At 65.0% G+C, this 25507-nt stretch carries 26 protein-coding genes; 21 read left to right on the forward strand and 5 right to left on the reverse strand.

Annotated elements, in window-relative coordinates; all coding sequences use genetic code 11:
• The first annotated feature begins 54 nt into the window (after window positions 1–54).
• From NAV27_RS08115 to NAV27_RS08125, 3 genes are all read left to right on the forward strand, one after another.
• Window positions 55–675 carry a TetR/AcrR family transcriptional regulator gene (locus NAV27_RS08115; RefSeq protein ID WP_008570636.1) on the forward strand — a complete coding sequence of 207 codons (621 nt, stop codon included), beginning with the start codon at window positions 55–57 and terminating at the stop codon, window positions 673–675.
• Window positions 676–753: 78 nt separating this feature from the next.
• Window positions 754–1362 carry a DUF4823 domain-containing protein gene (locus NAV27_RS08120; RefSeq protein WP_369805887.1) on the forward strand — a complete coding sequence of 203 codons (609 nt, stop codon included), beginning with the start codon at window positions 754–756 and terminating at the stop codon, window positions 1360–1362.
• A 38-nt stretch (window positions 1363–1400) separates the two neighbouring features.
• A complete protein-coding gene (locus NAV27_RS08125; RefSeq protein WP_102828879.1) occupies window positions 1401–1970 on the forward strand; it encodes a DUF1285 domain-containing protein in 570 nt (189 codons plus the stop codon).
• A 78-nt stretch (window positions 1971–2048) separates the two neighbouring features.
• On the opposite strand, the gene NAV27_RS08130 is transcribed toward NAV27_RS08125, so the two are convergent.
• Window positions 2049–3704: an electron transfer flavoprotein-ubiquinone oxidoreductase gene (locus tag NAV27_RS08130; protein ID WP_102828880.1), complete on the reverse strand. Its 1656-nt coding sequence runs from the start codon at window positions 3702–3704 to the stop codon at window positions 2049–2051.
• A gap of 328 nt (window positions 3705–4032) precedes the next feature.
• Here NAV27_RS08130 and NAV27_RS08135 point away from each other — a divergent pair, with 328 nt between their 5' ends.
• The 7 genes from NAV27_RS08135 (at window position 4033) to NAV27_RS08165 (ending at window position 9892) form a co-directional block, all read left to right on the forward strand.
• Complete coding sequence (locus NAV27_RS08135; RefSeq protein WP_102828881.1) at window positions 4033–4782, forward strand: electron transfer flavoprotein subunit beta/FixA family protein; 750 nt, start codon at window positions 4033–4035, stop codon at window positions 4780–4782.
• Window positions 4783–5712, forward strand: a complete 930-nt coding sequence (locus tag NAV27_RS08140) for an electron transfer flavoprotein subunit alpha/FixB family protein (RefSeq protein WP_043297378.1) — start codon at window positions 4783–4785, stop codon at window positions 5710–5712.
• A 119-nt stretch (window positions 5713–5831) separates the two neighbouring features.
• Window positions 5832–6653 carry a substrate-binding periplasmic protein gene (locus NAV27_RS08145; protein WP_102828882.1) on the forward strand — a complete coding sequence of 274 codons (822 nt, stop codon included), beginning with the start codon at window positions 5832–5834 and terminating at the stop codon, window positions 6651–6653.
• 9 nt (window positions 6654–6662) lie between these two features.
• Window positions 6663–7019, forward strand: coding sequence for a DUF4398 domain-containing protein (locus NAV27_RS08150; RefSeq protein WP_102828883.1), 357 nt, complete (start codon window positions 6663–6665; stop codon window positions 7017–7019).
• Window positions 7016–7822, forward strand: a complete 807-nt coding sequence (locus NAV27_RS08155) for an OmpA family protein (RefSeq protein WP_102828884.1) — start codon at window positions 7016–7018, stop codon at window positions 7820–7822. The genes NAV27_RS08150 and NAV27_RS08155 overlap by 4 nt, the downstream gene beginning before the upstream one ends.
• A 94-nt stretch (window positions 7823–7916) precedes the next feature.
• The gene (locus NAV27_RS08160) at window positions 7917–9347 is read left to right on the forward strand and encodes an aminotransferase-like domain-containing protein (protein ID WP_102828885.1); all 1431 of its coding nucleotides are present in this window, start codon (window positions 7917–7919) and stop codon (window positions 9345–9347) included.
• A 41-nt stretch (window positions 9348–9388) separates the two neighbouring features.
• Window positions 9389–9892, forward strand: a complete 504-nt coding sequence (locus NAV27_RS08165) for a hypothetical protein (protein WP_102828886.1) — start codon at window positions 9389–9391, stop codon at window positions 9890–9892.
• Between the two features lie 24 nt (window positions 9893–9916).
• Here the strand turns inward: NAV27_RS08165 and NAV27_RS08170 are convergent, their stop codons facing one another.
• Together NAV27_RS08170 and NAV27_RS08175 are read right to left on the reverse strand one after the other, a co-directional pair.
• Window positions 9917–12478: a bifunctional diguanylate cyclase/phosphodiesterase gene (locus NAV27_RS08170; protein WP_102828887.1), complete on the reverse strand. Its 2562-nt coding sequence runs from the start codon at window positions 12476–12478 to the stop codon at window positions 9917–9919.
• 137 nt (window positions 12479–12615) lie between these two features.
• A complete protein-coding gene (locus NAV27_RS08175; protein ID WP_008570503.1) occupies window positions 12616–12783 on the reverse strand; it encodes a DUF2897 family protein in 168 nt (55 codons plus the stop codon).
• Between the two features lie 181 nt (window positions 12784–12964).
• Between NAV27_RS08175 and pyrF the strand changes: the two genes are divergently transcribed.
• Window positions 12965–13660 (forward strand): orotidine-5'-phosphate decarboxylase, encoded by a 696-nt coding sequence (gene pyrF, locus NAV27_RS08180; RefSeq protein WP_102828888.1) that lies wholly within the window; start codon window positions 12965–12967, stop codon window positions 13658–13660.
• Window positions 13661–13664: 4 nt separating this feature from the next.
• On the opposite strand, the gene NAV27_RS08185 is transcribed toward pyrF, so the two are convergent.
• The gene (locus NAV27_RS08185) at window positions 13665–14663 is read right to left on the reverse strand and encodes an NADP-dependent oxidoreductase (RefSeq protein WP_102828889.1); all 999 of its coding nucleotides are present in this window, start codon (window positions 14661–14663) and stop codon (window positions 13665–13667) included.
• Between the two features lie 210 nt (window positions 14664–14873).
• On the opposite strand from NAV27_RS08185, the gene NAV27_RS08190 reads away from it, so the two are divergent.
• Window positions 14874–15635 (forward strand): SDR family oxidoreductase, encoded by a 762-nt coding sequence (locus tag NAV27_RS08190; RefSeq protein WP_102828890.1) that lies wholly within the window; start codon window positions 14874–14876, stop codon window positions 15633–15635.
• A gap of 118 nt (window positions 15636–15753) precedes the next feature.
• Here NAV27_RS08190 and NAV27_RS08195 read toward each other — a convergent pair whose 3' ends face one another.
• Entirely contained in the window at window positions 15754–16941 is a 1188-nt protein-coding gene (locus NAV27_RS08195; RefSeq protein WP_102828891.1) for a benzoate/H(+) symporter BenE family transporter, read from the reverse strand.
• Between the two features lie 252 nt (window positions 16942–17193).
• On the opposite strand from NAV27_RS08195, the gene fliE reads away from it, so the two are divergent.
• The 9 genes from fliE to NAV27_RS08240 all read left to right on the forward strand — a co-directional run bounded on the left by fliE (window position 17194) and on the right by NAV27_RS08240 (window position 25477).
• The gene (gene fliE, locus NAV27_RS08200) at window positions 17194–17523 is read left to right on the forward strand and encodes a flagellar hook-basal body complex protein FliE (RefSeq protein ID WP_003287594.1); all 330 of its coding nucleotides are present in this window, start codon (window positions 17194–17196) and stop codon (window positions 17521–17523) included.
• A gap of 13 nt (window positions 17524–17536) precedes the next feature.
• Window positions 17537–19324 (forward strand): flagellar basal-body MS-ring/collar protein FliF, encoded by a 1788-nt coding sequence (gene fliF, locus NAV27_RS08205; protein WP_043297362.1) that lies wholly within the window; start codon window positions 17537–17539, stop codon window positions 19322–19324.
• Window positions 19317–20333: a flagellar motor switch protein FliG gene (gene fliG, locus NAV27_RS08210; RefSeq protein ID WP_008570497.1), complete on the forward strand. Its 1017-nt coding sequence runs from the start codon at window positions 19317–19319 to the stop codon at window positions 20331–20333. Before fliF ends, fliG begins: the two co-directional genes overlap by 8 nt.
• A gap of 3 nt (window positions 20334–20336) precedes the next feature.
• Entirely contained in the window at window positions 20337–21107 is a 771-nt protein-coding gene (gene fliH / locus NAV27_RS08215) for a flagellar assembly protein FliH (RefSeq protein WP_102828892.1), read from the forward strand.
• Window positions 21097–22455 (forward strand): flagellar protein export ATPase FliI, encoded by a 1359-nt coding sequence (gene fliI, locus NAV27_RS08220; RefSeq protein ID WP_043297359.1) that lies wholly within the window; start codon window positions 21097–21099, stop codon window positions 22453–22455. Before fliH ends, fliI begins: the two co-directional genes overlap by 11 nt.
• Before the next feature lie 3 nt (window positions 22456–22458).
• Window positions 22459–22911, forward strand: a complete 453-nt coding sequence (fliJ, locus tag NAV27_RS08225; protein WP_102828893.1) for a flagellar export protein FliJ — start codon at window positions 22459–22461, stop codon at window positions 22909–22911.
• A gap of 184 nt (window positions 22912–23095) precedes the next feature.
• Window positions 23096–23401: an STAS domain-containing protein gene (locus NAV27_RS08230; RefSeq protein WP_003287600.1), complete on the forward strand. Its 306-nt coding sequence runs from the start codon at window positions 23096–23098 to the stop codon at window positions 23399–23401.
• A 7-nt stretch (window positions 23402–23408) separates the two neighbouring features.
• Window positions 23409–25097: a fused response regulator/phosphatase gene (locus NAV27_RS08235; RefSeq protein ID WP_102828894.1), complete on the forward strand. Its 1689-nt coding sequence runs from the start codon at window positions 23409–23411 to the stop codon at window positions 25095–25097.
• 29 nt (window positions 25098–25126) lie between these two features.
• A complete protein-coding gene (locus NAV27_RS08240; RefSeq protein ID WP_054093360.1) occupies window positions 25127–25477 on the forward strand; it encodes an Hpt domain-containing protein in 351 nt (116 codons plus the stop codon).
• The last annotated feature ends 30 nt before the right edge of the window (window positions 25478–25507 follow it).

The following is a 25507-nucleotide window of genomic DNA, read 5'->3' on the forward strand; positions in this document are numbered from 1 at the left end:
TCGATGACTGGATAGGCATAATGGCTACCTCGTTTTTCACGCCAGCAGCCCTCCATGCAGACAGAATCCCGGAAGGTTCGCGAGTTTCGTCGCCGCGAACAGGAAATACTCGACATTGCCCTGCAGCTGTTTCTCGATCAGGGCGAAGACAGCGTCACGGTCGAGATGATTGCCGATGCCGTCGGAATCGGCAAAGGCACCATCTACAAGCACTTCAAGTCCAAGGCCGAAATCTACCTGCGGCTGATGCTTGATTATGAGCGTGACCTGAACGCGCTGCTTCATTCCGAAGATGTCGACCGTGACAAGGAAGCGTTGTCACGGGCCTATTTTGAGTTCCGCATGCGCGATCCGCAGCGCTACCGCCTGTTCGACCGGCTGGAAGAGAAAGTCGTGAAGGGCAATCAGGTGCCGGAGCTGGTGGAAGAGCTGCACCGCATTCGCGCCTCCAACTTCCAGCGTCTGACTCAGCTGATCGAAGGCCGCATCGCCGAAGGCAAACTCGAGGACGTGCCGCCGTATTTCCACTATTGCGCGGCCTGGGCGCTCGTGCATGGCGCGGTCGCGCTGTATCACTCGCCGTTCTGGAGCAATGTGCTAGAGGATCAGGAAGGGTTCTTCCAGTTTCTCATGGACATCGGCGTGCGCATGGGCAACAAGCGCAAGCGTGATTGAGGGATACCGGCGGGTGGTATGGCGTGGATGCTGCATTCAGGCAGCGACGTGCCGGCTTCCCGTCGCCGGCTGGAGAATATGCAGATGCGATTGCTCTACGTAGTGCTGGGCGCCCTGACCCTGACCGGCTGCATGAAGGTCAGCGATATGGCCGAAGGCACCCGCTATCACCTGCGCGACGCCGGTATCCTCGACCACAGCCAGACGCGCCGTGCCAGCCCGTGGCGTTTGCAGGCCGATTCCTTCATCTATATTGCGCAGGGGCCTTTCACCCCGCCGGGTAATGGCTATCCGCGTCCCAATGTGGTCGCCGAGGAGGCGTTCGCCGGGTTCGTCGAGTATTTCCCGATGGTGCGTCGCGCGGCGCAGCCGGTCGGCTTCGAAGACGCGATGGCGCAGGCAACGGCCGTCGGCGCGCACTACGTGCTCTATACGCGGTTCGCCGCGGCGGATGACCGTATTGGCAGTTTCGATGAGCTGAACGAACAGCGTGCCGTCGATCGTCTGGGGGTCGACAGTGGCGTCGTGCAGCTGATGCTGGTCGAGACCGGCACGCGTTATCTGGTCGATACTGCCCGTATCCGTGCTCGCGGCGGGCTACTCAATCTGTACGATGCCAAGCCTGACGAGCTGCTCGGCCCGCCGTTGCGAGATTATGCGCGGCGTCTGCTGGGGCTCAGCGACTGAGTGTCGAGTGTCGATGGGCGACGCGGAGGACCATATCAATGAGCGAATCTACGAAAGCCACCGAACTGCTGGGACAGATCCCGAAGGGCGAGGTGCGTGGACTGCCGCCGGTGCATCTCTGGAATCCGCCATTCTGTGGCGACATCGACATGCGCATTGCCCGCGATGGCAGCTGGTATTACCTCGGTACGCCGATCACCCGGCCGGCGATGGTGCGTCTGTTCTCCACCGTGTTGCGGCGTGATGGTGAGGGGTACTTTCTGGTTACGCCGGTCGAGAAGGTCGGGATACGCGTCGATGACGCACCGTTCGTGGCGGTGCGCCTGGAGGTGACGGGGCAGGGTGAAGCCCAGCAGCTGCGCATGATCACCAACGTCGAGGATGAGGTCCTGGTTGGCGGCGAGCATCCGCTGCGCGTCGAACTGGATCCGCAAACCGGCCAACCTTCTCCCTATGTGCATGTGCGTGCGAATCTGGAGGCGTTGGTTCATCGCAACGTGTTTTACGAACTGGTGGAGCTGGCGGTGCCACGTCTGCTCGACGGGGAGAGCTGGCTGGGTGTCTGGAGTGGCGGCGAGTTCTTCCCGCTCGGACGGGCGACGGAGTAGCGCCGCGCGACGGCTCGGCAAGAATGTCACCTCGACGAAAAAGGCTCCCGAAGGAGCCTTTTTTCGTTGACGCTTTATTTACATGTTGGGGTAGTTTGGGCCACCAGTGCCTTCCGGCGCCACCCAGGTAATGTTCTGCGCCGGGTCCTTGATGTCGCAGGTTTTGCAGTGCACGCAGTTCTGCGCGTTGATCTGGAAGCGTTTGCTGCCGTCGTCGTTGCTGACGACTTCGTACACGCCCGCCGGGCAGTAGCGTTGTGCTGGCTCATCGTAAAGCGGCAGATTCTTCTCGATCGGAATGTTCGGATCGGTCAGCCGCAGGTGGATCGGCTGGTCTTCCTCGTGGTTGGTGTTGGAGAGGAATACCGAAGAGAGCTTGTCGAAGCTCAGTTTGCCGTCCGGCTTCGGATAGTCGATCTTCTTCGCCTCGGCTGCCGGCTTCAGGCAGGCATGGTCCGGCTTGCTGTCGTGCAGGGTGAAGGGGATCTTGCCACCGAAGATGTTCTGGTCGATGAAGTTGAATGCGCCGCCAATGATTGCGCCCCATTTGTGGATGGCGGCGCCGAAATTGCGGCTCTTGTACAGCTCATCGTACAGCCAGCTATTTTTGAAGCCTTCCTGATAGGCGGTCAGTTCATCGCCGCCCTCGCGCCCGGCCAGCAGCGCATCGGCAGCCGCTTCGGCGGCAAGCATGCCGGACTTCATTGCCGTATGGCTGCCCTTGATCTTGGCGAAGTTCAGGGTGCCGGCGTCGCAGCCGATCAGCGCGCCGCCATTGAAGACCATTTTCGGCAGGCAGTTCAGGCCGCCCTTGGCGATGGCGCGGGCGCCGTAGGACACGCGCTTGCCGCCCTCGAGGTACTGCTTGATCACCGGATGATGCTTGTAACGCTGGAATTCGTCGAACGGCGACAGGTGCGGGTTGCTGTAGGACAGATCGACGATCAGGCCGACGACCACCTGGTTGTTTTCCAGGTGATAGAGGAATGAGCCGCCGGAGTTCTCATCGTCCAGTGGCCAGCCGGCGGTGTGTACGACCAGACCCTGCTCGTGCTTGGCCGGGTCGATGTCCCACAGCTCCTTGATGCCGATGCCGTAATGCTGCGGATCGACGTTGGCGTTGAGCTGGAAGCGGTTGATCAGTTGCTTGCCGATATGACCGCGGCAGCCCTCGGCGAACAGCGTGTACTTGGCGCGCAGTTCCATCCCGGGCGTGTACATGCCGTCCTTCGGATTGCCTTCGCGGTCGACGCCCAGATCACCGGTGACGATCCCGCGTACCACGCCTTGCTCGTCGATCAGCGCTTCCTGAGCGGCGAAGCCTGGATAGATTTCCACGCCGAGATTCTCGGCCTGCTGTGCCAGCCAGCGGCACAGATTGCCGAGCGAAATGATGTAGTTGCCCTCGTTGTGCATGGTCTTGGGAACCAGGGCGTTGGGCAGTTTGTTGGCGGCGTCGGCGTTCTTGAGCAGATAGATGTCGTCGCGCTTGACCGGAGTGTTCAGCGGGGCGCCAAGTTCTTTCCAATCGGGGAACAGTTCGTCCAGCGCGCGCGGCTCGAAGACCGCGCCGGAGAGAATGTGGGCGCCTACTTCGGAACCCTTTTCGACGACGCATACACTGATTTCCTGACCGGCATCGGCGGCTTTCTGCTTCAGGCGGCAGGCTGCGGACAGGCCTGCAGGGCCGGCGCCGACGATGACAACGTCGAATTCCATGTATTCGCGTTCCATTGGGCTTTCTCCTAGTCAAGGCTTGTTTGTTATGTGAGTGGCAAAGGCACAATCGTTCCCTGATCGAACCGGCCGGCGCATTATATATAGACGCTCGAACCGGTCCAATACAAACGTTTGTTTGAATTTTTCCGAAGCCTGTTAGAATCGCCCGCACCGCATGGTTATGACGGGGCATATGCGTTGTTGACCCCATCCGCGGCCTGCGGTCAAGATACGAACGGTTTGCGCTCGCCGCACAGGCAAATGACTGACGATCCCAGAGCCTTCGCGCCGGGTTCGGTTCGCCTCGGCGAAATTCTATTCACCGGAGAGTAACGAGGAATCCATGAAGGTTCTTGTAGCTGTCAAACGAGTGGTCGACTACAACGTCAAGGTTCGCGTCAAGGCGGACAACTCCGGCGTCGACCTCGCCAACGTCAAGATGTCGATGAACCCCTTCTGCGAAATCGCTGTGGAAGAAGCCGTGCGCCTGAAAGAGAAGGGCGTGGCGAGTGAGATCGTTGTCGTCACCATCGGTCCGGCCGCTGCTCAGGAGCAGCTGCGCACCGCGCTGGCACTGGGCGCCGACCGCGCCGTGCTGGTTGAGTCCGCGGATGAACTGAGCTCCCTGGCCGTCGCCAAGCTGCTCAAGGCAGTGGTCGACAAGGAACAGCCGCAGCTGGTGATCCTCGGCAAGCAGGCCATCGACAGCGACAACAACCAGACCGGCCAGATGCTGGCCGCGCTGACCGGGTACGCCCAGGGCACCTTCGCCTCCAAGGTGGAAGTGGCTGGCGACAAGGTCAACGTCACCCGTGAGATCGACGGCGGCCTGCAGACCGTCGCGCTGAGCCTGCCGGCAATCGTGACCACCGACCTGCGCCTGAACGAGCCGCGCTACGCGTCGCTGCCGAACATCATGAAGGCCAAGAAGAAGCCGCTGGAAACCCTGACCCCGGACGCGCTGGGCGTCGCCACCGGCTCCACCGTGAAGACCCTGAAGGTCGAAGCGCCGGCTGCCCGCAGCGCCGGCATCAAGGTCAAGTCCGTGGCAGAACTGGTCGAGAAACTGAAGAACGAGGCGAAGGTAATCTAAATGACTATCCTGGTTATCGCTGAACACAACAACGCCGTCCTCGCGGCCGCAACCCTGAACACCGTGGCGGCAGCCGCGAAAATCGGTGGCGACATCCATGTGCTGGTCGCTGGCTCCGGCTGTGGCGCCATTGGCGAGGCAGCTGCCAAGATCGCAGGCGTTTCCAAGGTGCTGGTTGCCGACGATGCCGCTTATGCCCATCAGCTGCCGGAAAACGTTGCGCCGCTGATCGCCGATCTGGCGAAGAATTACAGTCACGTGTTGGCCGCAGCCACCACCAACGGCAAGAACTTCCTGCCGCGCGTGGCTGCGCTGCTGGATGTCGACCAGATCTCCGAGATCACGTCGGTCGAAAGCGCTGACACCTTCAAGCGTCCGATCTACGCCGGCAACGCCATCGCCACCGTACAGTCCACCGCACCGATCAAGGTGATCACCGTGCGTACCACAGGCTTCGACGCGGTCAGCGGCGAAGGTGGTTCGGCTGCCATCGAGCAGATCTCCGGCAGTGGTGACGCGGGCAAATCCTCCTTCGTCGGCGAGGAGCTGGCCAAGTCCGACCGTCCCGAGCTGACCGCCGCCAAGATCGTCATTTCCGGCGGTCGCGGCATGCAGAACGGCGAGAACTTCAAGCACCTGTATTCGCTGGCCGACAAGCTCGGTGCGGCGGTAGGCGCCTCGCGTGCCGCCGTCGACGCCGGTTTCGTGCCCAACGACATGCAGGTCGGCCAGACTGGCAAGATCGTCGCGCCGCAGCTGTATATCGCCGTTGGTATTTCCGGTGCCATTCAGCACCTGGCCGGTATGAAGGATTCCAAGGTGATCGTTGCGATCAACAAGGACGAGGAAGCACCGATCTTCCAGGTTGCCGATTACGGCCTGGTCGGCGATCTGTTCGAGATCGTGCCCGAGCTGGAAAAGCTGGTCTGATTCGTCAGCCGCCAAAAAAACCCGCTTTCGAGCGGGTTTTTTTATGCGCGAACGGCAGGGCGGCCAATGCTAAGATCACGCCGCATCGCGTTCGTGTGCTCCTTCAAAAGGTGTCGTTCATGGGGTTTGGCCTTCTGCTGAAATCGGTTCTGGTTGCGCTGCTGGTGGTGCCCTCGCTGGCGTTCGCAGTGGGTAAATGCGAGCGACTGGTTGCCACTGGGGCGGCGGACAACCCACCGTTTCTCTGGCGCGATCCGCAGAATCCGCAACGGCTGCTGGGCGCCAACGCCGAGCTACTGAAGCAGATCGGCAAGTCCCTCGGGGTGAAGGTCGAATTGCTCTACAGCGGCGACGCCAGCAAGGCGCTCGACGAAGTGCGCAGCGGTCGGGTCGATATCCTGGCCGATGCCCGGCTGGTGACGCAGCGCCTGGACGAGATGGATTTCGTTCATCCGTCCATCGCGTCGCTGCAGACAGTGGCCTGGGTGCGCAACGAGCCGGGTTTCTTCTATGCCACGCGCGACGACCTCGCCGGGCATGACGGGCGTTTCGTCAGCACCAGTCGATTTGGTCGCGAGTTTGATGCTTTTGCCAGACAACGCCTGACGCTGCAGGCGGATGCTTCGTTGACACAGGCGATGGAGCAGCTGGTGGCCGGCAAGACCGACTACGTCCTGCACGAGCGCTACAGCGCGCTTGCCGGCATGGGCGCACTGGCGATATTGGACAAGGTGCAGCGGCTGGAGCCACCGGTGCTCAGCCATGAGATGCATCTGGCCATTTCCCACAACTCCGCCTGCAACGACGCCTGGCTGCGGGGACAACTGGCGCTGAAGATGACAGAATTGCGCGCCGCCGGGGTACCCGAGCAGCTGCTGGCCAGCAATCTGGAACGCTGGAAACTGCAGCAGGTCGGAACGGCGAAGGCGTCGCCACAGTAGGACATCGTCGTGAAGAAACTTTGCTGTCTATTATTCGGGCTGGCGCTGGCCGTCCTCGGTGGTTGCGCCAGTGATCCGGCACCGCGCGAACAAATACGTCTGACCGAACAGGCCGTGCAGCAGGCACGGGCAGTCGGTGCCGACGAGCATACGGCCGAGCTGATGCTCGCTGAGCTGAAGCTGGCCGCTGCCCGTGCGGCCATCAACGACGAGGACTTCCGGCAGGCGCGCCTGCTGAGCGAGCAGGCTGAGCTGGATGCGCGCCTGGCCGAAGCGCGGGTGCTGAATGCCAAGAGTGCCAGCCAGATTGCCGAGCTGAACCGCAGCATCGAGCGCCTGCGCCAACAACTGGGGGATCTGCGGTGAGCCGGTTTCGTCGACAGGCGCTGATCTGCCTCCTGCTGGGCGGGCTGGCCGGTTGCGCCAATCCCGACCTCGAACAGCAGCTTTCCCAGGCAGCAGAGAGCTACACCAAGGTCAGCAGCGACACGCGGATCCAGCGTGGGGCGCCGAAGGACGTCGTGCGCGCCGGCGAATCGCTGGCGCGGGCGCAGCGCTTTGCCGAGTTCTGGGGCGGCGCCGAGGACGCCCTGCATTATTCCTACCTGAGCCTCAGCTACAGCGAGATCGCCCGGCAGCACGGTACGTTGCTCGACAACCAGCAGCGCATCGTACAACTGCAGATGGAGCGCCAGCGCCTGCGCGACATGCTGCGCGACGCCCGCCTGTTGAGTGCGCAGCAACCGGGGCGCTGGGGTGATGACCAGATCATCAGCATGGCGGCGACCGAGACCGATCGCGGGCTGGTGATGACGCTCGGCGATGTGCTGTTCCGTGCCGACAGCGACGAACTGGGCCGCGAGGCCAATCGGACGCTGCTCAAGCTGGCGCATTTCCTCGAACTCAACCCGCAGCGGCGGGTACGCATCGAGGGCTATACCGATAGCCGCGGTGACGCCGACCGCAACCTTGCGCTATCGCAGGCGCGTGCTGCGGCCGTCGCCGAGGTGCTGACCGATCTGGGCATCGCCTCGCAGCGCATCGAGATACGCGGTTACGGCGAAGCCTTCCCGGTTGCGGAAAACGCTTCGGCGCGCGGTCGTGCGCAGAATCGGCGCGTGGAAATCCTCTTTTCCGATGCGCAAGGCGAGCTGGGGCCTGATCGCTGAAACATCTGTTTCGCCCACTCGCGATGTAACTGTATTGGTTTCGTTCTTCGTTGCTGAGCTACTGTTACGGTTCAGTTCGCGGGGATCGGCAAAAATGACCAATCTGTTGCTCTATCAGCGCATCGCTCAACAGCTGGCCGAGGATATCCGGCGCGGCGTCTATCGCCCGGGGGAGCGCGTGCCCTCGGTGCGCAAGATGAGCCAGCAGCTCAACGTCAGCCACGCGACGGTGCTGCAGGCCTACGCCAACCTGGAAGACCAGGGCATGATTCGCGCCCGTCCGCAGTCGGGCTTCTACGTGCACCAGACGCCCATGCTGACCGCGCCGACGCCCGACATCGCGCAGGTCGAGCGGCCCACGCTGGTCACCCGCAGCAGCATCATCAACCAGGTGCTCAACGAGTCACGCCGCGAGGGCCTGATTCCGCTGGGCGCTGCCGTTCCGCACGTCGACTACCTGCCGGTGCGCGCGCTGCACCAGCAGCTGGCCAAGGTGACCCGCTTCCACAGCCCGCGCGCCTTCAGCTACATGTTCAGCCCGGGTTACGAACCGCTGCGCCGGCAGGTTGCGATCCGCATGCGCGACGCCGGGGTGCTGGTCGATCCGGCCGAAGTGGTGATCACCCACGGTTGTGTCGACGCGCTGCAGATGTCGTTGCGCGTGCTGACCCGGCCCGGCGACCTGATTGCCGCCGAGTCGCCGACCTATTACGGCCTGCTGCAACTGGCGGACCTGCTGGGGCTGAAGGTGATCGAGATCCCCAGCGACCCAGACACCGGCATGAGCCTCGAGGCGCTGCAGCTGGCCGCCAGCCAGTGGCCGATCAAGGCGTTGGTGCTGACCGCGCGGCTGAGCAACCCGCTGGGCGTGAGCATGCCCGACAGCCGGCAGAAGCAGCTGCTCAACCTGGCGTCACGCTTCGACATCCAGATCGTCGAGGACGATATCTACGGCGAGCTGATGTTCGAGCAGGGCCCGTACAAGGCGCTCAAGTCCAATGACCGCGAAGGCCGGGTGATCTATTGCTCGAGCTTTTCCAAGACCCTGTCGCCGGGCGTACGCATCGGTTGGATCATCGCCGGCCGGCACCAGGCCGAGGTGCAGCGCCTGCAGACATTCAGCACGCACTCGGCGTGCAGCGTGACGCAGATGGGCGTGGCCGCTTATCTGGAGAATGGTGGCTATGACCGTCACCTGCGCTTCATCCGGCAGGAGTACCGCAAGAACCTGTCGGCGTTCCAGCTGGCGGTGCAGCGTTACTTTCCCGAAGGTACGCAGATGACCCGGCCCAAGGGCAACTTCATTCTCTGGGTCAGCCTGCCGGCGCGGGTCAACACCAAGGACCTGCAGGTGCGCGCGCTGGCGCAGGGCATCAGCATCGCGCCGGGGCTGATCTTCAGTAACACCGAGCAGTTCAATCACTGCATCCGGCTGAACTGCGGCCTGCCCTGGAACCGCGAGACAGAGCGGGCGCTGAGTACGCTCGGCGCGCTGGCCGTCGAGCTTTGCCGGGAGGCACAATAGCGCCGCGCCCGGTATGCGCGAACGAGAGGAGCGGCGCTGCGATGATCAAACCCCTGTGGCTGGCAGGTGCGCTGCTTGTTCTGACCGCCTGCGATAAGGAGCCGTCCACACCGCCGGCGCCAGCGAAGACCGCGCCGCCCGCGCTGCAGGCGCCGGCCGCACCGCAGCAGGCCGAGGAAACGCCGCCGGATCTGAAGATCGAGGTGGCGCCCGCAACTGAACAGGCCGACGAAACGAAGCCGCCCGTGCAGATCAGCGTACCGAAGCCGCCACCCGCGGCGCCGGCGCACAAAGTCGCGACTCCCGAGAAGCTTGAGAAGATCGAAGAGATCGAGTTGACCACCCCCCGGCTCGACCTGAGCCTGCCGGAAGACTGGGCCAAGGAGTTCGGGCACGACGAGTCCGCGCCGGCGATGAGCCTACTGCCGCCGCTGTTCAGTGAGCCGACGCAGTCGGTACAGATGAGCGGGCGGCTGATCACCGGCGACGAGGAAGACGATCCGCTGATCGAAGGCGCGGAAATCCAGTTCGAATTCAAGCGCTGAGCGCGGCCGGACGAACCGCGCCGCTCAAGGTGTCCGACGTGCCAGTAGTGTCAGCAGTGCGTCGGCCGCCAGCGGCCGGCTCATATGGAAGCCCTGTACCTCGGTGCAGCCGTCGGCCTGCAGTAGGCGCAACTGCTCGGCGGTTTCCACACCCTCGGCGGTGACCTGCAGATTCAGCCCGCGTCCGAGATCGATCAGTGCGCGGACGATCGAGTGATCTTCGGCATTCTGCTGCATGCCGCCGACGAAGCTGGTATCGATCTTGATCACGTCGAACGGGTAGGTGCGCAGGTTGCTGAGCGACGAATAGCCCGTGCCGAAATCATCCATCGCCAGTCGCACGCCCAGCGCCTTGAGGCTGCTGAGCAGCGCCAGGGTGCCGGCGTTTTCCTGCAGCAGGGCGCTCTCGGTGATTTCCAGCTCCAGCCGGCTGGCGGGCAGGCCGCTTTCGGCCAACGCGGCCTTTACCTCATCCAGCAGTTGCTCATGGCGCAGCTGCAGCGGAGAAAGGTTGACCGAGACCACCAGACCGTCCGGCCAGGCTACGGCGTCGCGGCAGGCCTGGCGTAAAACCCAGTTGCCCAGCGTGGCGATCAGGCCGGTTTCTTCGGCGAGCGGGATGAACGACTCGGGCAACAGCAGCCCGCGTTCTGCATGCGGCCAGCGCAGCAGCGCCTCGGCGCCGATGATGTGCAAGCCCGCGCTGCGGTAGCGCGGCTGGTAATGAATTTCGAAACGTTCGTCGGCAATCGCCTGACGCAGCTCGTCTTCCTGTCGATGGCGATCGTTGGCGCGATTGTCCAGTTCGCGCGTGTACGGATGCCAGATGCCGCGGCCGTTGGCCTTGGCCTGGTACAGCGCGATGTCGGCGCAGCGCAGCAGCTCGCTGGCCAGCAGGCCGTCGCCGGGCGCCACCGCGACGCCGATACTGGCGCCGACGTAGATCTTGTGTCCCTCGTAGAAGAACGGCTCGCTGATAGCGGCGATCACTCGCTCGCAAAGCCGCGCGATGTCCTCCGGCGCGCCCAGACGGCCGAGCACCATGACGAACTCGTCGCCTCCCAGGCGGGCCACCAGATCATCGTCGCGTGTGCATTGCTTGAGGCGCTGGGCGACCCCGATCAGCACCTCGTCGCCTGCGGCGTGGCCGAGTGTGTCGTTGACCGGCTTGAAGCGGTCCAGATCGAGATAGAGCACCGCCAGCCGGGAGGTGCCGCGCAGCGCCGCCAATCGGCCTTCCAGGTGGTCGCGCAGGCGGGCGCGGTTGGGCAGCCCGGTCAGCGCGTCATGTTGCGACAGATACTGGACGCGTGCCTGGGCACGGGTTTCCTCGGTGATGTCGCTCGCAGTGCCGCGATAGCCGCGCAACTGGCCGTCATCGCGGATCGCCCGTGCGGCCAGCCGGCAATGCCGTTCGCGACCATCTGCATCGCGATAGCTGCATTTCAGCGCGTTTGCCTGTGGCGCCTGCAGCCACTCGTGCAGGGCGGCGTGGTCGCTGATCAGCAGGTTGATCAGCGGACGGCCGATCCAATTAGCCGGAGCGTGGCCGGTGATTTCTTCGAAACGACTGGAGAGGTAGGTCAGGTGCGCCTGTGCATCGGTTTCCCAGATCCAGTCGGAGGCCGCCTCGGCGACATCGCGAAAACGTGCCTCGCTGGCGCTCAGCTCGCGACTCTTGCTGGCCAGGCGGGCGTAGTTGGTGTCCATCATCTGCACCGTACGCAGCGCCAGACGCCCCAGCACCCAGATCAGCCCGCCCAGCGCCAGCGCCGCCAGCGCGAGCGTCGGTAGCGCTACCCAGAGCATCCGTCGTCCTGGCTGCGCGGGTTTCCAGGTCAAGGTCTGGGCGGTGCCGTCTTCCAGCGTCAGCGGCAGCTGTGGCGCCGTGCGCGGGGTGTCGGCATCCGCTACGCGCAGCGCGTCGACGGCGTAGTCCTGGCCGAGCTCGGCCAGGCGTGCGGTATCCAGCACATCGACGAACAGCACGATCGAGGCCGGCGTCGCGGCAGCCTTGACCGTGCTGTCTCCCGGCGACAGCACGGCCGCGGCCACCATCGCCGGCGTGCCATCCACCGACAACAGGCCGACCACGCCCTGTTCGTGGTCGAACGCCAGGCGTGCGCGCGCCAGCAGCGGCTCCAGGCCGCCCTGCAACCACCGGTAGGCGTCGACCGAGCGCAGCTCGCCGTCAATCACCGCATAGGACGTCTCGCCCTGCGGTGTCACCAGCAGCACGCCTTCATAGCCGAAGTCTTCGTACAGCGAGGCGCCGAAGTTGGCTTGCGTATAGGCCCAGTCGATGCTCACCGGGCCGTTGAGGTGCGCATAGGCATCACCCCAGAAGGCGTAGTCGACCACCGAGCGGCCCATCCACTCGCGCTGCCCCTCGATGGCCTTGCCGGTGAGGAAGCGGCTTTGCGCAACGGCATCTTCATCGATGCTCGTGGCGATCCGGCTGACCGCGACGCTGGCGCCGAGCAGCGCGCAAAGCAGCACGCCAACTGCGCCGGGCAGTATGCGGCGGGTAAAAATGGCGCGGGCGTGGAGGCGGTTTTCTTCGATATCGGGCAGGGCTGCTGACATGCACATTCATCTGGAGGGAAAGGAAAAATCGGCGCAGCGATCCGGACAGGCGCTGCCACCGATGAGCGTGTCGTGCTTCCTTTCACCTCGCCGAACGTGCGGCGATTGCGATGCTGCAGCCGCAGCGGCGACCGGGTTCAGCGGTCGCGTGCGTCCTGTGCGTCTGCTGCGGCATTGCGCTCGGCGATGCGCTTCTTCTGTTCTTCGCTGAGGGGAATCTTGCGCGCCGTCGAGCGCAACATGAGCAGGCTGCCGACGATGGAGCCGAGCGCTACGGCCAGAATCAGCCAGAAGTACCAGGGCATGGCGTACCTCCACAGACGAAATAGACGAAGCCGCAGACCTTATTTGCGGACAGCGTCACTTTACGCTGCACCGTAGTGTGGGTCACGTGCGATCCGGTTTGTCGGCGCAAGCGGCGGGGGCTTTAGTTCGACCGCAGATTTTCTGCGACAATGCGCGCCGAATTTTGCCGAGGACCCCGTCATGACTTGCCAGACTCCGATCATCGTTGCGCTCGACTTCCCTTCGCAGGACGCCGCCCTGGCGCTGGCGCAGCAGCTCGATCCCGCGCTGTGCCGGGTCAAGGTCGGCAAGGAGTTGTTCACTCGCTGCGGCCCGGCGGTGGTCGAGGCGCTGCGCGCGCGCGGCTTCGAGGTGTTCCTCGACCTGAAATTCCACGACATTCCCAACACCACGGCGATGGCGGTCAAGGCAGCCGCTGAGCTGGGCGTATGGATGGTCAACGTGCACTGCTCGGGTGGCCTGCGCATGATGGCGGCCTGCCGCGAGACGCTGGACAAGATCGGCGGACCGGTGCCGCTGCTGATTGGCGTGACCGTGCTGACCAGCATGGAGCAGGCCGATCTGGCTGATATCGGCCTGGACATCGCGCCGCAGGAGCAGGTGCTGCGCCTGGCCGGGCTGGCCGCGCGAGCCGGTCTCGACGGCCTGGTCTGCTCGGCCCAGGAAGCGCAGCCGTTGAAGGCGCAGTACCCGCAGCTGCAGCTGGTGACGCCCGGCATTCGTCCAGCCGGTAGTGCCCAGGACGACCAACGGCGCATCCTCACGCCGGCGCAGGCGATGGCCGCCGGATCGGATTACCTGGTCATCGGTCGGCCGATCGCCCAGGCCGCCGATCCGGCGCAGGCGCTGGCCGCGGTCGTTGCCGAGCTGGGTTGAGCGCTCAGCCGACCTTGAGCACCAGCTTGCCGAAGTTCTCGCCGCTGAAGAGCTTCAACAGGGTTTCGGGGAAGGTTTCCAGGCCCTCGACGACGTCCTCCTTGCTCTTCAGCTGGCCGCTGGCCAGCCAGCCGGCCATCTCGCGCATCGCCTCCGGGTAACGAGCCATATAGTCGGTCACCACCATGCCTTCCATGCGCGCACGGTTGACCAGTAGCGACAGGTAGTTCGCCGGTCCCTTGACCGCCTCCTTGTTGTTGTACTGACTGATCGCGCCGCACAGCACCACTCGCGCACCGACGTTGATGCGAGTGAGCACGGCGTCGAGGATGTCGCCGCCGACGTTGTCGAAATAGACGTCCACACCCTGCGGGCATTCGCGCTTCAGGCCCGCGGCCAGGTCCTCGTGCTTGTAGTCGATGGCACCGTCGAAGCCCAGTTCCTCGGTGAGGAAGCGACACTTGTCGGCGCCGCCGGCGATGCCCACTACCTTGCAGCCTTTTATCTTGGCGATCTGCCCGGCCACGCTGCCCACCGCGCCGGCAGCGCCGGACAGCACCACGGTATCGCCGGCCTTCGGCTGGCCGACGGCGAGCAGGGCGAAGTAGGCGGTCATGCCGGTCATGCCCAGCGCCGACAGGTAGCGCGGCAGCGGCGCCTGCTGCGGGTCGACCTTGTAGAAGCCTTTCGGCTCGCCGCGAAAGTACTTCTGCACACCCAGCGGACCATTCACGTAGTCGCCGACGGCGAAGCCCGGATGCTGCGAGGCGATCACCTTGCCGACGCCGAGCGCGCGCATCACCTCGCCGAGGCCCACCGGCGCAATGTACGACTTGCCTTCGTTCATCCAGCCGCGCATGGCCGGATCGATGGACAGGTATTCGACCTGCACCAGAATTTCGTTGGGGCCGGGCTCACCGGTGTCGGCCTCGGCAAAGCGGAAGGTGTCGCGCGTTGGCGCGCCGATCGGTCGCTGGGCCAGCAGGTACTGTTGATTGAGCATGTCGAACAAGCCTTTGTTGAGCGAAAAGCTTGGTTTAGCCGCCGCTGCGCGTGACCGCAACATGCATCCGTCGGCGCGTATGCACTGGCATCCAGAGCGGTGATATCGGCGTCGAGGGTTCCACGGAGCGGTATAACGGTGACCGCTTATGGTCTCGCGGTCACGTCAGGACCCGGCGCCAGGTTCAATCTCTCGTTCAGGAGCTTCAGCATGAGCATGAAATTCTCCGGTCAGGTCGCCCTCGTCACCGGCGCAGCGGCGGGCATCGGCCGCGCCACCGCGCTGGCCTTCGCCGAGCAGGGCCTCAAGGTCGTCCTCGCCGATCTCGATGACACCGCTGGCGAGGCGGCCGCCGCGGCGATTCGGGAAAACGGCGGTGAGGCGTTGTTTGTCCGTTGCGATGTTACGCGCGACGAACAGGTCAGAGCCTTGCTGGAGCAGGTCGTGGGTCGTTTCGGCCGGCTCGACTATGCCTTCAACAACGCCGGTATCGAGATCGAGCAAGGCCGGCTGGCCGAAGGCAGCGAGGCGGAGTTCGACGCGATCATGGGCGTCAACGTCAAGGGCGTGTGGCTGTGCATGAAGCACCAGTTGCCGCTGATGCTGGCGCAGGGCGGTGGCGCCATCGTCAATACCGCCTCGGTGGCCGGCCTCGGTGCGGCGCCGAAGATGAGCATCTACTCGGCATCCAAGCACGCGGTGATCGGCCTGACCAAGTCGGCGGCCATCGAGTATGCGAAGAAGGGAATTCGGGTGAATGCGGTGTGCCCGGCGGTGATCGACACCGACATGTTCCGTCGCGCCTACGAGGCCGATCCGCGCAAGGCGGAGTACGCGGCAGCGATGCATCCGGTGGGGCGTATCGGCCGGGTGGAGGAGGTGGCGGCAGCGGTACTCTATCTGTGCAGCGATGGCGCCTCGTTTACCACGGGCCATGCGCTGGCGGTGGATGGCGGGACGACGGCGATTTAGCGTTCTGATTTGAGCGGGTGAGGGGCGATTCTCGAGTGCGGCAATGCCTCGGGCTTCGCCTGCCGGTCGCCTTGTCGGCTGCCGGATCGCCCCGGCGCGGCGCCGAAACCAGGCCCGCTCAGCCTCGCTTGCTTAGCACCAGCAAGGTCACCACCCCCGCAATCAACCCCCACAGCGCAGCCCCGATGCCGAACAGCGTCAGCCCCGACGCCGTCACCATGAAGGTAACTAGCGCTGCCTCGCGCTCATGCGGCTGCTGCATGGCCTGGGTCAGCCCCGCGCCGATCGAGCCGAGCAGCGCGAGCGCCGCGATCGACAGCACCAGCGCCGTCGGAAACGCCGCGAACAGTGCCGCCAGGGTCGCGCCGAAGATGCCGGCGATGCCATAGAACACCCCGCACCACACCGCCGCCGTGTAGCGTTTGCGCGGGTCGGGATGCGCCTCGGGGCCGGCGCAGATCGCCATGGTGATCGCCGCCAGATGGATGCCGTGCGAGCCGAACGGTGCCAGTAGCACCGAGGCGATGCCGGTCACCGAAATCAGTGGCGAGGCTGGCACGTCGTAACCCTCGGCACGCAGCACTGCCAGCCCCGGCATGTTCTGCGACGCCATCGCGATGACGAATAGCGGGATGCCGATGCTGAGAATTGCGGCAAACGACAGCGCCGGCGTGGTCCATACCGGCACCGCCAGCTCCAGACGCAAGTCGCGGAAATCCAGCAGCCCCTGCATGGCCGCCAGCACGCAGCCGACCACCAGCGCACCCGGCACCGCATAGCGCGGCAGCAGCCGTTTGCCCAGCAGGTAGGTGAAGAACATGCCCAGCACCAGCAACGGCTGGGCCGGCACGGCGCGGAAAATCTCGCTGCCGATATTGAACAGCACGCCGGCCAGCAGCGCCGCGGCGAGCGAGGCGGGAACGCGGCGCATCAACCGTTCGAAGCTGCCGGTAAGCCCGCACAGCACGATCAGTGCCGAGGCGAAGATGTAGGCGCCGATCGCCTCCGCGTACGGTACGCCGGGCAGACTGGCGATCAGCAGGGCGGCGCCGGGCGTCGACCAGGCGACCACCACCGGCGTGCGGTAACGCAGCGACAGGCCGACGCTGCAGATCGCCATGCCGATCGACAATGCCCAGATCCACGAGGAGATTTGCCCGGCGCTCAGCCCGGCTGCCTGGCCGGCCTGGAACATCAGTACCAGCGAGCTGGTGTAGCCGGTCAGCATGGCGATGAAACCGGCGACGATGGTCGAGGGCGAGCTGTCGCTGAGGGGACGCAGTCCAAGGCGGGCGGATTCGGTCATGGTGCTTGTTCTTGTGGGGCCGACGGGACGCCGCCGGTCGGGCCGGGACGCATCTGCAGGCTAGCCTACCGGCACGGTGCGCGCGGCATGCAGTACAGCCGGCGGCGGGTTCGACGGAACAGTGTCGGTGTTCGCAGTCGGACGAAGGTAGGTGCCGGTGGCAGGGCATGTCACAGTTTCTGGCACCCTTGTTGCTATCTACTCACTGCCTGCCACGTAGCGTCAAAAAACCGTGGCTGTTGGAGGAAGTAGATGAGTCAGGGTGTCCAATTCAATCGCTTGATGCTGGAAATGCGGGCCATGCAGACCGATGCCATGGCGCGCACCAAGCCCGAGGCGCCGGTACAGGAAGCCGGTGCGCCGAGCTTCTCCGACATGCTCGGCCAGGCGGTGAACAAGGTGCACGAAACCCAGCAGGTTTCCAGTCAGATGTCCTCCGCCTTCGAGATGGGGCAGGGCGGCGTCGACCTGACCGAAGTGATGATCGCCTCGCAGAAGGCCAGCGTTTCTTTCCAGGCCCTGACCCAAGTGCGTAACAAGCTGGTCCAGGCCTATCAAGACATCATGCAGATGCCGGTGTGAGGCGGATTGAATTATGGCTGATGCGGTGAGCAACGTTCCGGTGCAGAGCGGCGCGGTAGAGGCGAAGAAGCCGCTGCTGGGGCTGTCGTTCCTGGAAAATCTCTCCGAGATGTCGATGCTGCGCCAGATCGGCCTGCTGGTCGGGCTGGCGGCGAGCGTCGCCATCGGTTTCGCCGTGGTGCTCTGGTCGCAGCAGCCGGACTATCGCCCACTGCTCGGCAGCCTCGCCGGTATGGACGCCAATCAGGTGATGGAGACGCTCGCCGCGGCGGATATCGCCTACACTGTCGAGCCCAATTCCGGCGCGCTGCTGGTCAAGGCCGACGACCTCGCACGCGCCCGGCTGAAGCTCGCCGGTGCCGGCATCGCGCCAGCCGACAGCAACATCGGTTTCGAGATCCTGGACAAGGAGCAGGGCCTGGGCACCAGCCAGTTCATGGAGGCGACCCGTTACCGCCGCGGCCTGGAAGGCGAACTGGCGCGCACCGTGTCCAGCCTGAACAACGTCAAGGGTGCCCGTGTGCACCTGGCGATTCCCAAGAGTTCGGTGTTCGTCCGTGACGAACGCAAGCCCAGCGCCTCGGTGCTGGTCGAGCTGTACCCGGGCCGCTCGCTGGAGCCGAGCCAGGTGATGGCGATCATCAACCTGGTCGCCACCAGCGTGCCGGAGCTGAGCAAGTCGCAGATCACCGTGGTGGACCAGAAGGGCAACCTGCTGTCCGACCAGCAGGAGCTGTCCGAGCTGACCATGGCCGGCAAGCAGTTCGACTACAGCCGGCGCATGGAAGGGCTCTACACCCAGCGCGTGCACAACATCCTGCAGCCGGTGCTGGGCAGCGGCCGCTACAAGGCGGAAGTCTCGGCGGACGTCGATTTCAGTGCGGTGGAGTCCACCTCGGAAACCTTCAACCCTGACCAGCCGGCACTGCGCAGCGAGCAGAGCGTCAACGAACAGCGCCAGAGCAGCCTGCCGCCGCAGGGCGTGCCCGGTGCGCTGAGCAATCAGCCGCCCGGACCGGCTTCGGCGCCGGAGCAGGCCAGACAGCAGGCCGCCGCCGCGGGCGCCGTGGCACCCGGTCAGCCGCTGCTGGATGCCAACGGTCAGCAGATCATGGACCCGGCGACCGGCCAGCCGATGCTGGCACCATATCCCTCGGACAAGCGCGAGCAGGCCACCCGCAACTACGAGCTGGATCGCTCCATCAGCTACACCAAGCAGCAGCAGGGTCGCCTGCGCCGGCTGTCGGTGGCGGTGGTGGTTGACGACCAGGTCATGACCAATGCTGCCGGAGAAGTCACCCGTACGCCGTGGACCGCCGACGACTTGGCGCGCTTCACCCGTCTGGTGCAGGACGCCGTGGGCTTCGATGCCAGCCGTGGCGACAGCGTCAGCGTGATCAACACCGCCTTCGTCGCGGATTCCTTCGACGATGCGGTGATCGATATCCCGTTCTACTCGCAGCCGTGGTTCTGGGATGTGGTCAAGCAGGTGCTGGGCGTGCTGTTCATCCTGGTGCTGGTGTTCGGCGTGCTGCGTCCGGTGCTGAACAACCTGACCCATGCCGGCAAGGGCAAGGAACTGCAGAACATTGGCGACGGCGATGTCGAACTGGGAGACATGGACGGCGTCGACGGTGCGCTGGCCAACGACCGCGTCAGCCTCAGCGGTCCGCAGAACATCATGTTGCCGAGTCCGAGCGAGGGATACGAAGCCCAGCTCAACGCGATCAAGAACCTGGTGGCCGAAGATCCGGGACGGGTCGCCCAGGTGGTGAAAGAGTGGATCAACGCCGATGAGTGAGAACCGGGTTCAAACCAAGCTCAACAAGGTCGACAAGGCCGCCATCCTGCTGCTGTCGCTGGGCGAAACCGATGCCGCGCAGGTGCTGCGTCACCTCGGTCCGAAAGAGGTGCAGCGGGTCGGCACGGCGATGGCGCAGATGCGCAACATCCACCGCGAGCAGGTCGAGCGGGTGATGAGCGAATTCGTCGAGATCGTCGGCGACCAGACCAGCCTCGGCGTCGGCTCCGACGGCTACATCCGCAAGATGCTCACCCAGGCGCTGGGCGAGGACAAGGCCGGCGGCCTGATCGACCGCATCCTGCTGGGTGGCAACACCAGCGGCCTGGACAGCCTGAAATGGATGGAGCCGCGCGCCGTGGCGGACGTGATCCGCTACGAACACCCGCAGATCCAGGCCATCGTGGTGGCCTATCTGGACCCCGACCAAGCGGGCGAGGTGCTGTCGCACTTCGACCACAAGGTGCGCCTGGACATCGTGCTGCGCGTGTCCTCGCTCAACACCGTGCAGCCGGCAGCGCTGAAGGAACTGAACCTGATCCTCGAGAAGCAGTTCTCCGGCAACACCAACACCAGTCGCGCCAGCCTCGGCGGTGTGAAGCGTGCCGCCGACATCATGAACTACCTCGACAGCTCCATCGAAGGCCAGCTGATGGACGCCATCCGCGAGGTCGACGAGGACCTGTCGACGCAGATCGAGGACCTGATGTTCGTCTTCGACAACCTGGCCGACGTCGACGACCGCGGCATCCAGATCCTGCTGCGCGAGGTTTCCTCCGACGTGCTGGTGCTGGCGCTCAAGGGCGCCGACGAAGCGATCAAGGAAAAGGTCTTCAAGAACATGTCCAAGCGCGCCGGCGAACTGCTGCGCGACGACCTGGAGGCCAAGGGCCCGGTGCGCGTCAGCGAAGTCGAGAACGCGCAGAAGGAAATCCTCACCATCGCCCGCCGCATGGCCGAAGCCGGGGAGATCGTCCTGGGCGCCAAGGGCGGCGAGGAAATGGTCTAAGCCGTGGCCAAGGAAAATCCTAGCGATGTGATCCGTGCCCAGGACGTGCGGCTGTTCGACCGCTGGGCGCTGCCCAGCTTCGACGCCGAGGGTGCGGCAGCCGAAGAGTCCGTCGAAGCGGAACCGGTCGTCGAAGAGCTGGCGCACAGCGAAGAGGTCCCGGTCGAGGAAGTCAAACCCTTGACACTCGACGAGCTGGAAGCGATTCGCCAGGAGGCCTACAACGAAGGCTTCGCCACCGGCGAGAAGGACGGCTTCCATGCCGGCCAGCTGAAGGCCCGCCAGGAGGCCGAGACGGCGCTGGCCGCACGCCTGCAGAGCCTGGAGCAGCTGATGACGCAGCTGCTCGATCCGATTGACGAGCAGGATCGCAACCTCGAGCACGCGCTGGTCACGCTGGTCAGCCACCTGTCGCGCGAGGTGATCCAGCGCGATCTGCTGATCGATTCCAGCCAGATCCGCCAGGTGCTGCGCGAGGCGCTCAAGCTGCTGCCGATGGGCGCGCAGAACGTGCACGTTCACGTCAATCCGCAGGATTTCGAACTGATCAAGGCGCTGCGCGAGCGTCACGAGGAGAGCTGGCGGATTCTCGAAGACGCCAGCCTGCTGCCCGGCGGCTGCCTCATCGAGACCGAACACAGCCGCATCGACGCCAGCGTCGAGACGCGCCTGAGCCAGGCGATCAAGCAGTTGTTCGAGCAGCAGCGCGAGAACGCCACGCATCCGCCGGCGGCCGATCTGCACCTCGATCTGGACCACCCCGATGCGCCTTGACCGGGTCAGTTTCGCCCGGCGCCTGGCCTGCTACACCGAGGCGGTCAAGCTGCCCAGTCAGCCGATTCTCGAAGGCCGCCTGCTGCGCATGGTTGGCCTGACGCTGGAAGCCGAGGGCCTGCGCGCCGCGGTCGGCAGCCGCTGCCGGGTGATCAACGACGACAGCTACCACCCGACCGAGGTCGAGGCCGAGGTCATGGGTTTCTCCAGCGGCAAGCTCTACCTGATGCCAGTCGGCAGCCTCGCCGGTATCGCGCCCGGCGCGCGGGTGGTGCCGCTGCCCAATACCGGTCGCCTGCCGATGGGTATGTCCATGCTTGGCCGCGTGCTCGACGGCGCCGGCCGCGCGCTGGACGGCAAGGGCGGCATGCGCGCCGAAGACTGGGTGCCGATGGACGGTCCGGTGATCAACCCACTCAAGCGCCACCCGATCAGCGAGCCGCTGGACGTCGGCATCCGCAGCATCAACGGCCTGCTCACCGTCGGCCGCGGCCAGCGCCTGGGCCTGTTCGCCGGTACCGGCGTCGGTAAGTCGGTGCTGCTGGGCATGATGACCAAGTTCACCGAGGCGGACATCATCGTCGTCGGCCTGATCGGCGAGCGCGGGCGCGAGGTCAAGGAATTCATCGAACACATCCTTGGCGAGGAAAGCCTCAAGCGCTCGGTGGTGGTCGCTTCGCCCGCCGATGAGGCGCCGCTGATGCGCCTGCGCGCCGCACAGTACTGCACGCGCATCGCCGAGTACTTTCGCGACAAAGGCAAGAACGTCCTGCTGCTGATGGATTCGCTGACGCGCTACGCCCAGGCCCAGCGCGAAATCGCCCTGGCCATCGGCGAGCCGCCAGCGACCAAGGGCTATCCGCCATCGGTGTTCGCCAAGCTGCCGAGCCTGGTCGAGCGCGCCGGTAATGCCGAGCAGGGCGGCGGTTCGATCACCGCGTTCTATACGGTGCTCTCCGAAGGCGACGATCAGCAGGACCCGATCGCCGACGCCGCGCGCGGCGTGCTCGACGGCCACATCGTGCTGTCGCGGCGGCTGGCCGAGGAGGGTCACTATCCGGCCATCGATATCGAAGCGTCGATCAGCCGGGTCATGCCGCAGGTGGTGGATGCCGAGCATGTGCGCGCCTCGCAGCGTTTCAAACAGCTGTGGTCGCGTTACCAGCAGAGTCGCGACCTGATCAGCGTCGGCGCCTACGTGCCCGGCGGCGACCCGGATACCGACCTTGCCATCGCCCGCCAGGCCGAGATGGTTCGCTACCTGCGCCAGGGTCTGAACGAAAGCGAGCGGCTGGAGGAAAGCGCGGCACAACTGGCCGCGGTATTCGGCCCGCGTCAGGGCGCGTAATCCGTGGCAAGCAGTCGTGCCGACCGGTTGGCGCCGGTGATCGAGATGGCGCAGAAGGCCGAGCGCGACGCCGCGCGCATGCTCGGTCAGGGGCAGATGCAGCTGTCGCAGGCCGAGGCCAAGCTCGGCGAGCTCGAGCAGTATTTCAGCGATTACCAGCAGCAGTGGCTGCGCCAGGGCAGCCAAGGCGTGTCCGGCCAGTGGCTGATGAACTATCAGCGTTTTCTGTCCCAGCTCGAATCGGCCATCGGCCAGCAGCAGCGCAGCGTGGCCTGGCATCGCGACAACCTGGCCAAGCTGCGAAGCCAGTGGCAGCAGCGGCACGCGCGGCTCGAAGGGCTGAGCAAGCTGGTGGAGAGTTATCTGCGCGAGGCGCGCGTCGCGGCCGACAAGCGTGAGCAGAAACTGCTCGACGAGTTCTCGCAGCGGCTGGCAGGACGGCCCCGGCAGGATTGAGCTTGCCGCTGTAGGGTCTGAATGCTAAATCTTCTCGGGTATCATCGCAGCAGCCCGCGACAGCTCGCTGGTACGCGCCCATTCAGCGCCGTGCAGCCTGCGCCCGGTTCACCGGCAGGCACAGTCGTTCTCACGTGGCGCATGGCGGTCTGGCAAGACCCCGTTTCGGATCAGGGAGTGCTACATGACCATTACTTCTCAACCATCGGCCGATGGGCGCGAACTGACGATCGCCATCAGCGGACGCTTCGATTTCAACGCCCACCAGGCATTCCGCGATGCGTACCAGCGTCAGGACGTCACGCCCGAGCGCTATGTCGTCGATCTGCAGGGCGCGACTTATCTCGACAGCTCGGCGCTCGGCATGCTGTTGCTGCTGCGCGACCATGCCGGCGGCGATGAAGCCGACGTCCGGCTGCTCAACTGCAATGCCGACGTGCGCAAGATTCTTTCGGTGTCCAACTTCGAACAACTGTTCGTGATCGCCTGAGGTGCCGATGCGCCTGACCATCCTGATCGCCGAGGACAGCCCGGTCGATCGGATGCTGCTGTCGACCATCATCGCCCGTCAGGGCCACCATGTGCTGACCGCCGGCGACGGCCTGGAAGCCGTAGCGCTCTACGAACGTGAGCGTCCGCAGCTGGTGCTGATGGATGCGCTGATGCCGCTGATGGACGGCTTCGAGGCGGCGCGGCGGATCAAGAGTCTGGCCGGCGACGAGCTGGTGCCGATCATCTTCCTCACCTCGCTCAGCGAGAACCAGGCGCTGGTGCGCTGTCTGGAAGCCGGTGGCGACGACTTCATCGTCAAGCCGTACAACCCGGTGATTCTCGAAGCCAAGATCAAGGCCATGCATCGGCTGCGTCGACTGCAGGCGACGGTGGTCGAGCAACGCGACCTGATCGCCCGGCGCAACCAGCAGCTGCTAGACGAGCAGCGTGCGGCCAAGGCGATCTTCGACAAGGTGGCGCATGCCGGTTGCCTGGGCGCGCCGAACATCCGCTACCGGCAATCGCCGCGAGCGCTGTTCAACGGCGACCTGCTGCTGGCGGCGCAATCGCCGACCGGGCAGATGTTCGTGCTGCTGGGCGACTTCACCGGCCACGGCCTGCCGGCGGCGATCGGCGCCATGCCGCTGGCCGAGACCTTCTACGGCATGACCGCCAAGGGCTACGCGGCCAAGGACATCCTTCGTGAGCTGAATGCCAAGCTCAAGCAGATCCTGCCGGTGGAGATGTTCTGCTGCGCCACACTGCTGGACATCAACCTCACCCAGGGCGTGCTGAATGTCTGGAACGGCGGGCTGCCGGACGGCTACCTGATTCGTCCGGACGGTGAGCGCGTGGCGCTGGTGTCGCGCCATCTGCCGCTGGGCGTGCTGGCGCCGGGTGCGTTCGATGCGCACTTCGAGAGCCACCCGCTGAAACTCGGCGATCGCCTGCTGCTGCTGTCCGACGGCGTGGTGGAGAGCAGCAATGCGCGCGACGAGTTGTTCGGCGAGCAACGCCTGCTGGCCGTTCTCGATGCCAACCACGATGCGAAGCGGCTGTTCGACGAGATCGAGGAGGCGCTGCTGGCGTTTCACGGCCAGCTGCGCGACGACCTCAGCCTGGTCGAGGTCGATCTGAGCGAGAAGATGGCGGCGCTGCAGCTGCCTTTGTCGTTCGGTGCGCCGAAGGAAGGCCGGCCGGCCGACTGGTCCGGGCGCTTCGAGCTGCGTGCGGCCAGCCTGCGCGCCGGCAATCCCTTGCCGCTGTTGCTGCAGGTGCTGCTGCAGGTCCATCAGCTGCGGCCTCGCGCCGGCGCCGTTTATGCGGTACTGGTCGAGCTGTATTCCAACGCGCTGGAGCACGGCGTGCTCGGCCTGGATTCGGCGCTCAAGCGCGATGCCGCCGGCTTCGCCCGCTATTACGAGGCGCGTAGCGAGCGTCTGGCCGCGCTGGTGGACGGCTACATCCGTCTCGAACTGGATATCCAGTGCGACGCAGTGGGTGGTCGCCTGCGCATCGGCATTCAGGACAGCGGCACGGGCTTCGATGTCGAGCGCGCGCTGGGCGAGGCGCGCGGCGTGGAATCTCTGGGTGGACGGGGATTGCAGTTGATCCGTCAGCTCAGTGACGGTTTCGCCTGGCAGGCCGACGGGCGCGGACTGAGCGTGGAGTTCCGTTGGTCGGCTCAGGCATAATTCAGCGCCTTTCTCCCAGGAGCGGATCTGTGTCCATTCCTCATCTCGACAGTGCCGTACTCGTCACGCTGCAAGCGGTCATGGAGGGCGAGTACCCACTTCTGCTGGACACCTTCCTGGTCGACTCCGAGGAGCGCCTGCGCCTGCTGCGCCAGGCCTTCCAGGCCGGGGAGGGCGAGACGCTGCGGCGTGCGGCGCACAGCTTCAAGGGCAGCTGCAGCAACCTGGGCGCCGCCGCGCTGGCCGATCTGTGCTGCCAGCTGGAGACCCTGGCCCGCGAGCAACGACTGGTCGAAGCGCCGGCGATGATCGAGCGGATCGAGCGCGAGTTCGCCATCGTCGGCATCCTGTTTCGTGCCGAGCGTCAGCGCTACGGCTGAACGGACGGCTCTCTGACGGTTTTGCTGGCC

It is taken from the genome of Stutzerimonas degradans (genome assembly GCF_024448505.1).
GTDB classification, from domain to species: Bacteria; Pseudomonadota; Gammaproteobacteria; order Pseudomonadales; family Pseudomonadaceae; genus Stutzerimonas; species Stutzerimonas degradans.

Bases quoted from the DNA above. Each gene is read 5' to 3' on its own strand.
- NAV27_RS08185 (WP_102828889.1), bottom strand. From the start codon at position 14,663: ATGCTCAATCAACAGTACCTGCTGGCCCAGCGACCGATCGGCGCGCCA.
- NAV27_RS08190 (WP_102828890.1), top strand. From the start codon at position 14,874: ATGAGCATGAAATTCTCCGGTCAGGTCGCCCTCGTCACCGGCGCAGCG.
- NAV27_RS08170 (WP_102828887.1), bottom strand. From the start codon at position 12,478: ATGTCAGCAGCCCTGCCCGATATCGAAGAAAACCGCCTCCACGCCCGC.
- fliI (WP_043297359.1), top strand. From the start codon at position 21,097: ATGCGCCTTGACCGGGTCAGTTTCGCCCGGCGCCTGGCCTGCTACACC.
- NAV27_RS08145 (WP_102828882.1), top strand. From the start codon at position 5,832: ATGGGGTTTGGCCTTCTGCTGAAATCGGTTCTGGTTGCGCTGCTGGTG.
- NAV27_RS08130 (WP_102828880.1), bottom strand. From the start codon at position 3,704: ATGGAACGCGAATACATGGAATTCGACGTTGTCATCGTCGGCGCCGGC.
- NAV27_RS08165 (WP_102828886.1), top strand. From the start codon at position 9,389: ATGATCAAACCCCTGTGGCTGGCAGGTGCGCTGCTTGTTCTGACCGCC.
- fliE (WP_003287594.1), top strand. From the start codon at position 17,194: ATGAGTCAGGGTGTCCAATTCAATCGCTTGATGCTGGAAATGCGGGCC.
- NAV27_RS08125 (WP_102828879.1), top strand. From the start codon at position 1,401: ATGAGCGAATCTACGAAAGCCACCGAACTGCTGGGACAGATCCCGAAG.
- NAV27_RS08135 (WP_102828881.1), top strand. From the start codon at position 4,033: ATGAAGGTTCTTGTAGCTGTCAAACGAGTGGTCGACTACAACGTCAAG.
- NAV27_RS08195 (WP_102828891.1), bottom strand. From the start codon at position 16,941: ATGACCGAATCCGCCCGCCTTGGACTGCGTCCCCTCAGCGACAGCTCG.
- NAV27_RS08115 (WP_008570636.1), top strand. From the start codon at position 55: ATGCAGACAGAATCCCGGAAGGTTCGCGAGTTTCGTCGCCGCGAACAG.
- fliF (WP_043297362.1), top strand. From the start codon at position 17,537: ATGGCTGATGCGGTGAGCAACGTTCCGGTGCAGAGCGGCGCGGTAGAG.
- NAV27_RS08140 (WP_043297378.1), top strand. From the start codon at position 4,783: ATGACTATCCTGGTTATCGCTGAACACAACAACGCCGTCCTCGCGGCC.
- NAV27_RS08160 (WP_102828885.1), top strand. From the start codon at position 7,917: ATGACCAATCTGTTGCTCTATCAGCGCATCGCTCAACAGCTGGCCGAG.
- NAV27_RS08235 (WP_102828894.1), top strand. From the start codon at position 23,409: ATGCGCCTGACCATCCTGATCGCCGAGGACAGCCCGGTCGATCGGATG.
- pyrF (WP_102828888.1), top strand. From the start codon at position 12,965: ATGACTTGCCAGACTCCGATCATCGTTGCGCTCGACTTCCCTTCGCAG.
- NAV27_RS08120 (WP_369805887.1), top strand. From the start codon at position 754: ATGCAGATGCGATTGCTCTACGTAGTGCTGGGCGCCCTGACCCTGACC.
- fliG (WP_008570497.1), top strand. From the start codon at position 19,317: ATGAGTGAGAACCGGGTTCAAACCAAGCTCAACAAGGTCGACAAGGCC.
- NAV27_RS08230 (WP_003287600.1), top strand. From the start codon at position 23,096: ATGACCATTACTTCTCAACCATCGGCCGATGGGCGCGAACTGACGATC.
- NAV27_RS08175 (WP_008570503.1), bottom strand. From the start codon at position 12,783: ATGCCCTGGTACTTCTGGCTGATTCTGGCCGTAGCGCTCGGCTCCATC.